Here is a 16128-nt window from a genome sequence, read left to right on the forward strand (position 1 = left end):
TAAACTATCATACGGTAGCTAAGGAACACGGAAAATAGTAAAATTTTAAAACGTTATGTAATAAAACAATAAATATTAAATGTCTTGATGTTTTACTACATAGGTCACTTTATATATTAAAAAGTAGCTGTACAAATAATTCTACTTAAACAAAACAATATAATAGTATAAATTAATTTAATACTATTGCACAATCATTAAAATACCCAACTTGGCTGCCATGGGCAATAACTTTATAAAAATACAAAATAATTAGGCAGTTAAATGCTTTCAAGATATTGAAAGCCAATAATTAACTAATTAGTCAACTAATATTAAACGCGACGTGTTGTTAAGAAAAGAGCTGGATATTGCTTCAGCAATATCGGTGATGCAGCAAACTATTTTATCCCCATTTAAATACCTTCCTTAATATTACGATGCAATTCTAGTATATCTCTTCATAAATACAGCAGAAATGTAATAGTCAATTGCAGAAAGAGTTTATAAGAACTTAGTTGTCAGGACTGACAGAAGTTTCGTAAAACTAATTCAAGTAACTTACTGCTTATTTTATAATAACTTGTTAGTATTAGCAAATAATACTACATTATCTTTGCTGTAGCTGTATATTTCCTCTTACCATAAACGTAAGAATTATCCCCAGTTTTATTACTGCAAATTAATAAGTTAAAAGATGCATATGACATAGAAACTTATAAAATACACAATATATCACAAATATCCTCGCCTTAATAACCATGTTATCAATTAAAGACAATTAATACATATATTATGGCATATAGCATTACAATAGCCGCATTAAAATATTAATTAACAGCTGCAAGTGAAAAGCTTTTAATGAAATATAGCCTGATATGAAAAAATTGCTGATATAGTGCCTGATACTTTTATCAGGCATGTGACTAACGATACTAAATAATTCTGAAGGCAACAAAAGGCGGTAGCGTTACGTGAGATAAGCTAGGTATCAAAAGCAAGTTCTGTACAATTAGTAAGTTTGTAGTTAAGGAGGTAAAAATTGTATTATTATAAGGCAATAAAGGTAGCCGGTCAGCAAAATTAAAAACGAGATGACAAACATATTCGCGATAACATAATAAAATACAAATAAAAAATCACAATGATCAGCTAAATGACAAAAAGTTTATCTAACATATTTTTGATTACATGCATAAAAACATTTAATCAGAGTGATAAGATAGTTACTCTTTATTTTTAAAATAAATACGCATGCATGAAGTCGCAAAAGCATAGAGAGCTAAATAGCAACGACTTTGATAGAAGATCTTTTGTTATATCAAAAATATGGTGGAATATTGAAATATCGTTATGCTATCCGTAACGTTGACGTGCGTTAATCCTAACCTAACATAAATATGTTGATTTATTAGCTAAATAACGTTATTATTTACTCAAATCTACAGTATAAATCACCGCACGCTAACGCCGCGAGAAATGGTCCTTATCAAGGATAAGGACCAGATGAATATGCTTCATATATCCCTTTCCGGCAATAAGGCAAAAAATACGGGTATATGCGTGATAAGATAAGAAAAATAACGATAGATACCGTCAGACGCTTAAGATAAGCACGTATTCAGTAACTAAGCTTGACTTTTCGTAATAAAATATAACACGACAGATGCGATAAAATAAAAGTTACGATAAATTATGAAGTTATTTATATTATCTCTTAAATGTGGTCATCAATATTGCACTTTTCAATATGCTTTAATATGCAAGGAAACTATCTTTTCGGCGAAGCCGCATAGAAGTATATTAACGAATCTAATCTAGCATAACATAATATATCATCAATTGATCCGCTTATAATTTATAGGATCAGAGCCGTTGGCTTAAATAAATACGAACTATTTCATTATAGGAACAATGCACATAATTGCGTTACTTAATAAGTACACTCACTACGTGGTAAAATATTACCAATAATTCTCACTGTTGGTTAACATAAAATCAATATACTACATACCAGATAATCAATCATAACCACCACCGAATAGTCAACAGTAGTATAACACCTTTTAGCTACATCTAAAGGTATTATTACTCAATAAATGCCGACTATAGTGATATTTTGCTATGCTTTAATTCACCATCTTTTATCGCACGTTCAACGAATAAGTTACTATAACAGGAAATAGCGGTAAAATTACGGCATTATCCCAAGCATGGCATTATCGTTTACTTCCCATCAACTTTATCTAACTTACCAAAAGAAATTAATTTTACGTTTAATTTATTTAATTGAAAACATTTCCAAAATACTTAAACTCAATGCTGACGTCTACGCTTTAGGGAGTGCTCTCACGAGAGCAAAGAAAATCTTGCACCTTTATATTCATCTAAAGAATAGATAAAACAACACGTTGCCAATTAGTCGACGTAGATATAGTAGGTATGATCTAGTAAAATACTATTGATTAATATCATGTCCATCATAAAGAAAATTGATATAACATAAAATTTTATCCGTTACATTATGATATAATAAATAATTATAACTCATCAATACCTATAAGTTTCCAAGAAGCCGTAGAATACTAAGCTAGTGCTCTGGCTTTATTGTTAGGATGTTAGTGTAATTATTTATTAACTACATTTTACTTAGTATATTTATAACCTAGTTTTAGTTAATTACTTATTACGAGCAAAACGAAATAAATTAAATTTCAAACTAACTTGATCAAGTGCTTATTGTTAATATGAACACATTTGATGTCTAAATGTAATAATTTAATTATTAAAAACTTTAACTAATATAATCCATGCTACTATTATGTTTTAATGTTTAATAAATATTGTTTACCATACTTAAATAAAACGTTGCTTCACTATTAAAATGATCAAATGAAATCCTACTAAGAGATTATAGCTTTCTGGTAGACTTTAAATCAGCTTAAATATTATTAATATAGTTGTTATCTGTAACATATAATATTTATTGTGTTAGCTTCATAGTTTTAAAAGATAAATGTAATTAAATTTATCTTTCTTGTATTATATTAATGTTACCTGTCGTCTTGACAGACTTCTGATAGATTATCAGAAGATATTTTAATAATTCTCTACCGTTACATCAAAAATTCATGCTTACTAAGATCTTAGTAAGAAAATAGTAATAGCTTTATTAGAAGTATATCAAATTTCTGCTAACCAGATCTCTTAAATCTTAGCCTTAATTTTAATAGCATGACTTAGAAAATAAAGCTAGAAGTCAGAAGCCAAGTACTATATGTCTCTCTAAGTGCATATTTGAAAGACACGGTTAAACTGTGCGCACAACAACAGTATATTAAGCCTGTTGGCTTTAATTCTCTTTTAACTCTCTATGCCATATTCGACTAAATATGACTTTTACAACCGCGCTAAAAACCCAATAAAGCCTAATAAACAAAGTAAAATATCTTGTAAAGCAAGAACATAAAGTATTATTTTTATCATTAGCCCCAATAAAGAAAGCGTATAGTTTTAATTACGCAGCCGTTATAATCTGTATTATCCTAATTCTGCTGCTTGCACATATATACAATCTATACAACAATAGCACACTGCAATTAATTACTTTAATTGAACTGTTATACTCATTTCATATTTTTATAGGTCAACCTAATTAGCAAAGTGTTTACCGTTATATTTAGTACTCAATACAGATAATTAAGCTTAGCCTACAATTATAATACGGCAAACATATCCATAAACATAAGCCGTTCAGTTATCAATTACTAAGCAATCACTTCCTTCTTAGAACGGCAAAATAAAACATTACTAAAATTGCAATTAATACTAAAATAGTAAAACTTAATGCTATAAACGAAATCGTAGTAGATACTTTATTTTAAAATAAAGTATTACATCCTGAAAATTAAAACACTATTATTAAATAACTTACTAAAGAATTTTTGATAATCAATAAACTTATAGAGCAACACTCAGTTGTATCGCCGTACCTGATATTGATGTTTACAGCAGTATCTATTTCGAAATAGCATTAACGGATCTATCAACATTATGATCAGCGCATAATAAAACACAGTCTAGTGAAAGAAATTTCTAATTCTAGCGTCGGATTCGCAAATCAAGATGATCTAGTGGTTAGCTTGCAAGGGGATCAAAAGAACTAGCAATATCGACATCACGCCCAACTAGTTGCTAACTGTTAAAAGCGCTTTATATGTCCATGGAGCTGGCGGTTAGGACTTATATTGTGATTTGTAGTGTGCATAAATCAAGAAACCCTTTCTTTAATCCGAAAATATCTATAAATGATGTGTTTCTATCAAATAATAACGCATTATATTACATAGTAACCACTGCCATACTTTCCCTATGAAAGTAGCCTTCAAGAATGCCAAAGGCATAATGAATGCCGCGGTGGAATAGGTTGCCACACATAACCCTTACCACTGAGAAACTTTTATTATAAAGTTATTATGGTAACTACAACATCATCAGCCCTTGTTGGTATCACTAAATTTTAACAATAAACGAATCAAAACAACTAGTTCATAAAAAGTTATAGAAAATTAATAGCATTAATTAGCAATACAAATAAAGTTTTAACAAAAGGATATCAAAATTGTACTTTAATTACTCGATAGTATTCACATAAAGAAGCAGATAGGTATAAAATGCATACTGTCAGAGTCCGCCAGTATTAATACATTAAATCTCGTCTATAGCAATTTGCTATACTCGATAATTATTGCCTGAGTATACTAGGGCGCTATAGCAGATAAAATATAGATTACGTGTATTAACCTAATAAGTGCTGATAAAATATTTATCACTCATAGTTTTACACCATGATAATGCGTGGTAACTAGTTATTTTTTTTGACAACTACATATACCCCACATAACCTTAAGGGGAAGTTAACACGTCTATATTGCAGAAAATGTTTCTGGAATAAATTTGCATGTTCAAGACTTTCGGTGTTCCCAGCAGTGGCTGACCGATAGTTTTTTGTTAACATAATAGATAATTTAATATGCCAAAGCAGTTGATGTTGAGCAGTTAGTAAGAAACAAATATAAATAAAATAATAAGGATTTAAGAATCGCAGATTGTTTTTAGTATCTGGTAGATATTTTAGTAATTTAACTTTTACTATTTTAGGGCTTCTGAATTATTACAACGCACATGACTAAGCACTCTGTACTGAATTAAAACACTTTAATACTAACTAAGACATTTTAACTAACTACCTATGTGATTCTCCTGTAGTTCATGAGTTGTAGGCCTGGAAGATACATGGCACACATTTAATAAATTTATTAAGTAAATTTAAACTAATACTATTAATAAAAGTTAGATATAGTTGATAATGAGCTTGCGTTTTGCTATCTTGTCAACTCAACATTATGATACTTAAGATGAACATGCGAACTACCTTAATAAACATGGTAATAAAATAAAAACATCAAAGGTAGTACTTTATTAATTAATAAATATAAAGACGTGATTGCACTGTTTTCATAATTATAACTAATTTAGTTTCTAAAGCAACAAAATAAGATAATAAGAGAGTTACAAAACGCGATAGATCTGTAATTAGATAATTTGCAATACATAGTTGCTGTTGATATTTTATTGTACTGGTATTTTATTAAGTATGGTAAAATATATTGAAAACTAGTAAAGTTATATATTCTAGAATTACTATTAATTAATTTATTAAAATATTTATGATCGATCTTACTTAATAGCTAGTACAATCACTAAGAAGCACGACGCCTAATCATACTGTTATTAACAGACTACATCTTTAATTATTATCAATATACAAATTTATAAATATCATTAAAGATATGGTCAAAAAAAATTGCTTCACGACCAAGACGCAATGCAAATTATCACAATCTTTTGCTTTTACGGCGTTAAGTGGTATTTAAACATAAGGATTGACATGCCATGACACAGTTGTTTATTGTTTAATAAATTTAATATTTCTACCGCTAATAAGAAATATGACAAAATACATAGAATTTCTTTAGGCACACATCGATAATCGCGCTTTCCAAAATTTAAGTGTCTTGCTAACCAAAATCAAAAACATTAAAGATCGTATTTTGACTGATGAATGCCTATCGATAGGCTAATCTATCATTCAGACGACGAAAATATTATTATCATTGCTATGATGATCGAATCCAGATTGCAAGTAATATCAAACATTATAATCTGGGCACCCATGTCAGCTATGCATCTGGATTAATAAGTTAATCAAAAATTATACGCATTAATATAAAAGAAACGCAAACAATAACCGTACGTAATTTTAATTCTGATAACAAAAGTAAACACGATCATTATAGAAAATAACGTGCCAATATTTGAGATGTGAAGTTTTTTTTTAGGTAAAAACCGCTCGGTGACGTTAAGATCTTCTGTCCAAACTCATCGATAGCAGCAGTCATTGCCTGACTGTTAGCGGCCTTTGGCCGTAGCTGTAGTACTTCACCATAGCGAGCAGTGATGTGTGTGACCTTGCCTAACACAATAAGGTCCATTAACTCTTCCCAATCCCGGCGCAGCTGCAACTCTTCCTCCATATCCGGGCTCCACAAGAATGGCGCGCCTATTCGGCGGTGTTTTAGGGGGATCGTCCGTTGTCCCTCAACGGGGATCCAAAGCACCCTTGTAAGTTTATGACGTACATAGCTAGTTTTCCAAGTGACCCCGATATTGCCGGTCAACGTCGCCATGCAGACAAAGGTAGTTTCCAATGGTCGTCCTCCGTTATTTACTGGAATAGTTTTCAGCTCTACGCCGATTGCAGCAAAATCCTGTTCTGGCTTATTGCCAAAGCTAACCCCTAAATAACGCTCTAACATTACACCAATCCACCCTTTATCACGCTTAAGATCGGCAGGAATACTCAGACTAAACTGGGCAGACAACTCGCCAAGAGTATAACCAGCTAGCGCATTAGCTCGGCACAGTAGTACCCTTTCATCAACTGGCGGGTGGGCAAATGGAATTAGGTTACTCATTTATTAGTCCTGAACTTAATAAAGACAAAAAATTAGACGGCACCCCATCCAGCTGAACAAGCTGGGTTTCATAGCAAAATAATAACATTATGTTAATAGCTTTTAAAAAAGCTTCACGAGAATTTTTTTTTAAAAGCTTCATGATCAAAGTAAAATTTGATCAACGTGGTACGCTCACTTCAGGCAACATTAATTAAATTATTAACTAGGTTATCAGCATAATATGACGCTAACTTAGTGAATTACAATTAATATTTATATATAGACTTATCTGAGGATGTTTTAACCTATTTATTAATTAATGTGCGATATCCATCGTTTTTTATCAAAACCACTGATAATTGTTTGTTATCTATGGTAAATGATGAGATATATTCTCTAAATAGGCAACGCATAATTCTTGATAAGCATAAGAGTTTTAGATCTAATGATCTGCTTTTATATTTTGTTTTGTTTGAGTGAGCTTTTTGCAAAAAATTGCCGATCTCATCTATAGTTATACACAAACCACCTATAAGACAGTATATAAAGTAAAGATTGGGCGTCGCGGTCTTATTTATAATTTGACATAATGAAGCGTCGCGAAGAGTGTTCTTTACCAGAATTAGTGAAAATCAGTAGTATATTTTGTATAGAGCGAATATGTAAAATATCTTAGATTGAAGTGTTCGAGGTAATTTAGTGATCGATGATAATGGCTACCGCCAGAATGTTGGTATTGTAATATGTAATTACAACGAACAAGTGCTGTGGGCTAAAAGATATAGGCAGCATTCCTGGCAATTTCCTCAAGGGGGCATACATGCTAGCGAAACCGCAGAACAAGCCATGTACCGGGAGCTACACGAGGAGATCGGTCTGCGCTGCAAAGATGTACGCATCCTAGCTTCGACGCGTAACTGGATACGTTATAAGCTTCCCAATCAGATGATACGCTGGGATACCAAGCCGGTATGTATTGGTCAGAAGCAAAAATGGTTTCTATTGAAGCTTATATGTGCGGATACCGATATTAATACACACAGCAAGGGTATTCCTGAATTTGATGGTTGGAGATGGGTCAGTTTTTGGTATCCGGTACGTCAAATCGTTTCTTTTAAACGGCACGTCTATCGTCGGGTTATGAAGGAGTTTTCTAGCGTAGTCATGCTTCTTCATGAAACTGCAGCAGCAGAGTTTCAAGCCGACACACAGAAGAAAAAAAGGCTAAATAAAGCAGATTATACTCATAAGTATACTAGTAATCGTTAAGAAGATAATAATAACATTAAGTTTTTGAATTAACTTAACATACTAGTTAATAAAACCTGCCAGCAGTAAAGATCAAAGTCGGTTCAGTTTATTTAGCCCATAACAATTAACGCTGTTTGTTACCTGATAGTAAAGTTATATTCAAATAAAACTCTAGCACGAACGATCATGCTGGCATTTAATCAAGAGATTATTGGCTTATTTTAACGACTGTATAAGTTGATTAACTTAACGAACGCTCACACTTACACAGTGTACAATAAATTTTAGCTCCTTAATTAGCGCGTTGACAATTACAACTCTAAGATCTTAAGCATTCTGCTAATAAATTAGCAGAACCACTAAAAATTCTACAAGAGTGATTAATAAGTTATCGTTTCGGGGAAAGATAGTCAAGAACGTGACTAACCAGCATTTAACCGTGGTTGCAACTACACATCCTCATTTCAGCTAGTACAACAAATATGCGCCCGTATTCGCGCCCTGTTTGCCGCACAGTAATGACTATCGTTTTAGGGACTAGGTTGGGAAAACAGCAAGCATTCTTCACCAAGTTTTTTAGCAAAAAGCTTTTTTGTTGCTAAATAGCGACCTCGAACACAAGCAGCTGATCCCTGGCGCTTAACTCATGTAGTGCCCAATTCACAGTTTCAGCATTATTTTACTGCCAGCTAGACAAGATATTATGTAGGATAGTTTAAGTTGTTACGACCATAGACATCTCTATGATGCGTGGCAAAAACACGATATATTAGCGAAAAATAACGAACGCGGGAAAATAAATAGTTCAATAAGTGATTTGAACATTTGGCTAGGAAATGCGCGCTGCTTAGCGAAAGCTATTTCGAAAAAAACAACGACTGCGTTTTAGCTTGATGATATTCCTCGTAATATAATTTAATAACTCGCGTAATTCATATTACTAATTGATAAATTACACGACAATAATTTTCACACTGCTATCTTAGTACATGTCAGAAAGAACCTGATCATAATAGGAAGTAGACATCTAATAGCTGTTACTTAATTAAACGTTTACTAATTAGTATCTACAAATGCTACCGCGGTAAACTGTTAAGAAATAAGGAGTGGTGTTAGTGCAAAAACACTAGTTATTTATCAACTAAGAACGCAAGCTCACCTAAATAATAAAAATGATGTAAAGAAGCAAGCGTCATTAAAAATGACGAATGTATTTATGTGATTTTGCATGTGATTTTGAGCATGAACATAAGCACCTCTTCGAGAATAAAAAAAATTTACTTTACGTTGCAATCTCCTATTCCTCGAAGGAGAAATAAACACATCTCCAGCGACCGCAATAGAGGTCAAAGAAGTGTTATTTTGACGATAAGAGGCATCAGGCTGCGCCTAGACATTAGAGCAGAATATAAAACAATATAGTATTTATGCCACCGATGTTGGTGAGACAGTCGTTTTCTGTCATTCGGTACGAACTACCTGACACAACTATTTGTTATCGTTAAAACACATTAATGACTTGGTAACAGCGATGTATTATAACCATGGCATCCTTGCCTATATTGCCGTTATTGCAGAAAATCATCACCTAAACGAATTAAGTGCATGGCTAGTGCTTGTTTTCATCTTTGCGGAAAATAACCGGCAATCTGATAAGTGCGTTACTGCTGCAAACATAGGTGATTAAACTCTACGTATTAACGGACGTATCCTTACGGAAGGGGATATAAAGAAGATTACGAATATTCTTTTGCGCAATGTAAAACTACATACGACGCAAAGCCGAGCAGCGCAAATCGCGGATCATTAGTTTAATATTGATGCACTAGTAGCATCAAAGTCTCACATTTAGTATCTGCAATCATGATGCAGCTCAGTCTAGGCGGAAGCTAAGCAAGTAATGTATATACAGACAGATAAGAATTTATATTCCCTTACTATCACTAGCTCGCAACTATGCGTTCATATATACTAACTTCGCGCGTCGCGTGAGATGATATTTTATGAAATGTACAGCAGATGGCATGGCATTCGGCTGATAAATAATAAAAAAAGACGACATTGTGTGGCTTTAAATGACGACTAATTATCTAGTTTTTCCTCAATTTAATGCAATAATTTTTCACCTGGGCCCGGTTTGCTTGCACTGGTACGGTTTAATGTACCTGGTGGGATTTATATTTGCAATGTGGCTGGCGGTACGACGCGCACATCGCCACGGCAGCGGTTGGCATAAAGAAGAAGTAGAAAATCTTTTGTATGTTAGTTTTATCGGGCTGTTTTTAGGTGGCCGTATCGGTTATGTGCTATTTTATAATCTGCCTCTGTTTCTCGATAATCCCTCATACCTGTTTAAGGTCTGGGAGGGAGGCATGTCATTTCACGGCGGCTTAATAGGCGTTATTGTGGGGATGTTCTGGTTCGCCAATCGCACCAGACGCCATTTTTTTCAAGTTGCCGACTTTGTAGCGCCCATGGTACCATTCGGTTTAGGCGCTGGCCGGTTAGGCAATTTTATTAATGGCGAGCTGTGGGGCCGGGTTACCTTTGATACACCCTGGGCAATGCTGTTTCCTAGATCTCAAGAAGAAGATGTAGCTCTGATTCAGATCAATCCGCAATGGCAAGGGTTGTTCGAGCACTACGGCGCATTACCTCGTCATCCGTCCCAAATATACGAAATGCTGCTTGAAGGCGTAATATTATTTATAATACTCAATTTATTTATACGTAAACCGCGGCATATCGGCAGCGTTTCTAGTTTATTCTTAATTTGCTATGGCATTTTTCGAATTCTAGTGGAATTTTTCCGCGAGCCGGATGCCCAAATAGGCCTATTCAGCGGCATCATCAGCATGGGACAAATTTTATCGTTGCCTATGATTCTAGCTGGCGTGATTATAATCACTTGGGCATACCGCCACCATCCCAAGCAACATATTTCTTGAAGTACTATGAAACAGTATTTAGATTTAATGCACATGGTGCGGACTCAAGGAACACCTAAAGTGGATCGTACAGGTACTGGCACTCTGTCGGTATTCGGACATCAAATGCGCTTCGATTTGAGCCTGGGTTTTCCTTTAGTAACTACTAAACAATGCCATTTTCGGTCAATTATATATGAGTTGCTATGGTTTCTTAACGGCGACACTAACATTGCCTATTTGCAGCAAAACAACGTTTCCATATGGAACCAGTGGGCAGATGAAAACGGAAATTTAGGGCCGATGTACGGCCGACAATGGCGCGCGTGGGGAACCAGAGATGGACGGGAGGTAGATCAGTTGGCCAAAGTTGTACGCCAGATTAGCCAAGATCCAGATTCTCGCCGCATTATCGTTTCTGCTTGGAACGTCGGAGAACTAGACAAAATGGCTCTAGCGCCATGCCATGCGCTATTTCAGTTATATGTAGCCAACGGTGCTTTATCATGTCAACTTTATCAACGTTCATGCGATATTTTCCTAGGTCTACCGTTTAATATAGCTAGCTACTCTCTGCTGATACACATGATAGCGCAACAGTGCGATTTAAAAGTCGGTGATTTCGTCTGGACCGGAGGAGATATTCATCTCTATAATAACCATGTACAACAGGCTGACCTGCAGTTGACCCGTGTTCCGCGAGAACTACCGCAATTGTTTATAAAGAATAGGCCAACATCGCTATTTAATTACCGTTTTCAGGATTTTGAACTAATAGGCTACGATCCACATCCGTCAATCACAGCACCTGTTGCGGTATAGAATGCACATCAGCAGGAAATAAATAATAGCTTCGCATAAATATGATTCTATGGATTAATGTTGTCTATGCCACGATACAGATCGTGGCGCTGTTAAATTCATAAGTTAGGAGCAGATGAAGGATTGCACAGCAAGCTTGGTGTATGATCTCATACTCATAACTCTGGAGAATACCATGATGACTACAAATGCAAGTTTGATAATTCCAACGAGACAATGCAACTTCGTAACCACGACTAGAAGTTGTACGATGCCAATCGTAACGGAATATCGTTAGATCTATAGTAAGTCACAGGTCTGACGGATTTACTTTGATTAAACGACCTGCCCACAGATTGCGAACTAGCTACCGCTATGACAATTTGACTACCAATGATCTCATCAACTTGAGCGAATCATTATGCCAAGATCTGGTAAAAAATACTTACGTGATGGCTTGAATTTCTAAAGATTGCATTATAGTTAGCACATCATTGTAATGATCCCCATCTCAGACAGAATAAAGACCGCAGAGTACGGAGTGTATGTTTACTGTTTATCATTCTAATAAAATGGATACCCTTCAGACCATTGCTAATCAATTAATCGCGAGTAACCCGATACGAGATCCCTTCCAGTCAGAAATAATTCTGGTGCAAAACACTGGTATGGCACAGTGGATGCAAATGAAATTTGCAGCACACTTCGGCATTGCGGCTAATATTAAATTTCTGCAGCCGACCAGCTTTATTTGGCAAATGTTTACTCGCATGATTCCCTATATTCCTAACGAAAGCTCATTTACAAAACAGGCTATGACCTGGAGGCTGATGAAGCTACTGCCGCGCCTGTGTCTACAACAAGATTTTACGACGATAAGCGAATATCTACGGGATGATGATAAGCGTAAAAGTTTCCAATTCGCGACCCAGGTAGCGGAGCTGTTTGACAAGTATATGTTATACCGCCCTGATTGGCTAGAAAGCTGGCAGCGGGGCGAATTGATTGTCGGTATTGGCGAAGACCAGCTCTGGCAAGCCGAGTTGTGGCAGGCGTTAATGGTAGCAACGGAACAAGCAAGAAAGCCGATGTGGCATCACGCTAATTTTCAACAGTGTTTTATCAAAACCTTGACAGAAAGTCAGCATAAACCATCTGGATTGCCCGATAGACTATTTATTTGCGGCATCTCTGCGCTTACGCTTACCTTCCTGCAGACGCTTCAGGCTTTAAGTCATCATATCGACATCTATCTGCTGCTCATAAATCCTTGCCGCTATTATTGGGGCAATATCCGTGACCGCGATTTTCTTGCGCGGCTGTTAAGCCGCCACCGACGGCACTATCAGCAAGAAACAGAGTTATCGTTATTCTGTTGTCCGAAACAGGCCAAAGCGCTGTTAAACGAGTTCGGAGAACAACAAGTAGGCAATCCTCTGCTAAGCTCCTGGGGCAAGCAGGGTAGTGATAATCTTTACCTACTAGCGCAACTAGATGATATTACTGAAGTAGATGCTTTTGTAGAGCCAACTGGCGATAAACTTTTGAGCCTGATTCAGCGTGATATTCTAGCACTTGAGAATCACGCAGTAATTGGAAAAAATAGTAAGATGATCAAACATAGTGGTGACAAGCGAGCTCTACAATTAAATGATCGCTCTTTAAGCCTGCATATCTGCCATAGTGAGCAGCGGGAAGTAGAAGTATTACACGACAGCCTGCTAGCAATGATGGCAGAAGACCAGACGTTGAGCCCGCGCGATATAATGGTCATGGTAGCAAATATTGAACATTATACGCCGGCTATACAGGCAGTGTTTGGCGATAACGGAAATGAACGGTATCTGCCTTTTATAATTTTTGATAGACGAACTCAGCATCTCCATCCTGTTTTGCTAGCGTTTCTTAGCTTGCTAGAATTACCACGCAGCCGTTTTACTGCCGAGCAGGTATTGCTATTGCTTGAGGTGCCGGCACTGGCAAACCGCTTTGCCATTGATGAGGAAAAACTGCAACTACTGCGCAAATGGGTTACTGAGTCAGGAATTCGATGGGGGCTAGATGACGATACACTGCGCGAACTAATGCTGCCGGCCACCGGCAAGAACACCTGGCAATTTGGCTTAAATCGCATGCTACTAGGCTATGCCATGGATAACGAAAGCGACGAATGGCAAGGTATTCTGCCTTATTGTGAATCCAGCGGTTTGATAGCTGGCCTAGTCGGCCAACTGGCTGAGCTGTTGATCCAACTACGCAAATGGCGCGACAGACTGGCCCAGTCTCACTCCCCAGAAACTTGGCTTGGCTACGCCCACGAAATGATAGAAGACTTCTTCGCGCCCGATGCGAAAGCAGAAGCAGCGTTAACGCTGCTGGAAAATCAATGGCGGCAAATTTTGGAATGTGCTTTGCAAGAAAGGTATGATCAACCCGTGCTGGTGACGATGCTACAGGACGCGTTGACCGCGCGGCTGGAGCAAACTTTGGATGTCAACCAAAGATTTCTTGCGGTCAGCATCAACTTTTGTACATTTATGCCAATGCGCTCTATTCCATTCCGAGTGGTTTGCCTTTTGGGCATGAATGATGGGGTTTATCCGCGCACGCAGCCAAAAGTAGGGTTTGACTTAATGACACAGCAATCTCGTTGTGGCGATCGATGCCAACGTGATGATGATCGTTATATGTTTCTAGAAGCGCTATTGTCTGCACAGGAAAAGTTCTATATTAGTTTTATAGGACGTGCTATTCAGGACAATACGACACATTATCCGTCAATGCTTGTGAACGAGCTAAGCGATTATATTGCACAAAGCTTTTATCTGCCCGGCGACGAACACGCCAATACCGAAAGTAGCAATAACCGAGTGCGCAAGCATCTATGGCAGTGGCATAGCCGCATGCCTTTCGAACCAGATAACTTTATGCCAGGCAGCGAAACTCAAAGCTTCGCTAGCGAGTGGTTACCGGCAGCCAGCGGAGAGGGCAATCCACAACCGGATTTTATAGTGCCATTGACGGCGGAGTCCTACCACGTATTGACGCTAGATAAGCTGCTGTCTTTTTATCGTCATCCGGTTCGTGCCTGGTTTGTACAGCGCCTAAAAGTTTCCTTACACTATAGGCCTCCTGAAATATCGAGATACGAACCTTTTGTTATCGATAGTTTAAACCGCTATCAGCTAAATAACAAACTAGTAAATACCATTATTAACGGAGAAAGCACTCAGCGATTGTTCTGCCAAGTTCTAGCGGCTGGTTTGTTGCCTTATGGCGTATTTGGCGAACTTTATTGGGCCAAGCAGTACAAGGAGATGCAGGAGCTATCTGAGAAAGTTATAATACGGCAATTGCCGAAAACTCACAGTCTTGAAATTGATTTAATGCTAGGTAATATAAAACTTTCCGGTTGTTTACTAAAAGTCCAAAATAATGGATTACTCCGCTGGCGTCCCGGTAATCTATCGGCACAAGACGGACTACTACTGTGGTTAGAGCACCTCGCATACTGCGCTATGGGTGCCGAAGGAGAGAGCTGGATGATCGGTACGCACGGAGAATGGCATTTCGCGCCCCTGCCCGTTTATAGGGCAAAAGAGTTTTTACTCTCTCTGGTTTCCGGCTACTGTCGAGGTATGGTATCGCCGTTGCTGCTGCTACCAAGATCGGGAAGTGCATGGATAAGTTACTGTTACGACCCAGTAACGAAGAGCATTAACTACGAGGAGGGAAAACAACAAAAAGCTAATGAGAAACTTATCCAAGCTTGGCAGGGAAATCAGCATATTTCAGGCGAAGGCGAGGATCCTTATCTGCAACGGTTGATTCGTCAATTAAATAAACAACATATTAAGGCGATTACGTCAGCTGCTGAACAGTATTTACTTACACCTTTTATGTTTAATTTGGCACAGATTGGGGTAGCAAAACGCGAAAAAAAAGCCTAAGGCCAATTTCTTAGATAAAATATTAACACTAGTTAAACGCGTGATTGAATTTTGCATTGATTTTGCATACCGCAGTTTCATAATAAAAGCAAAAGCGAGTAGAAACAAATGACATACCTTATTACAATAATACACCCTGCTAAAAGACTAGCGGCAAAAAGATAACGGCATGACATGTTATTAGGGGGTACAGATAAAGAC

5 protein-coding genes are annotated in these 16128 nt (G+C 36.8%); 4 read left to right on the top strand and 1 reads right to left on the bottom strand.

What is annotated here, in order from left to right; translation table 11 throughout:
- Positions 1–6332: 6332 nt before the first annotated feature.
- Positions 6333–7016, bottom strand: a complete 684-nt coding sequence (gene mutH, locus HBA_RS00025; RefSeq protein WP_097032028.1) for a DNA mismatch repair endonuclease MutH — start codon at positions 7014–7016, stop codon at positions 6333–6335.
- 681 nt (positions 7017–7697) lie between these two features.
- Between mutH and rppH the strand changes: the two genes are divergently transcribed.
- From rppH to recC, 4 genes are all read left to right on the top strand, one after another.
- The gene (gene rppH / locus HBA_RS00030) at positions 7698–8267 is read left to right on the top strand and encodes an RNA pyrophosphohydrolase (RefSeq protein ID WP_097032029.1); all 570 of its coding nucleotides are present in this window, start codon (positions 7698–7700) and stop codon (positions 8265–8267) included.
- A gap of 2057 nt (positions 8268–10324) precedes the next feature.
- The gene (lgt, locus tag HBA_RS00035) at positions 10325–11197 is read left to right on the top strand and encodes a prolipoprotein diacylglyceryl transferase (RefSeq protein WP_097032030.1); all 873 of its coding nucleotides are present in this window, start codon (positions 10325–10327) and stop codon (positions 11195–11197) included.
- A gap of 6 nt (positions 11198–11203) precedes the next feature.
- Entirely contained in the window at positions 11204–11998 is a 795-nt protein-coding gene (thyA, locus tag HBA_RS00040) for a thymidylate synthase (RefSeq protein ID WP_097032031.1), read from the top strand.
- 524 nt (positions 11999–12522) lie between these two features.
- Positions 12523–15927 (top strand): exodeoxyribonuclease V subunit gamma, encoded by a 3405-nt coding sequence (recC, locus tag HBA_RS00045; RefSeq protein WP_097032032.1) that lies wholly within the window; start codon positions 12523–12525, stop codon positions 15925–15927.
- Positions 15928–16128: the final 201 nt, after the last annotated feature.

It is taken from the genome of Sodalis endosymbiont of Henestaris halophilus (assembly GCF_900161835.1).
Taxonomy (GTDB): Bacteria; Pseudomonadota; Gammaproteobacteria; order Enterobacterales; family Enterobacteriaceae.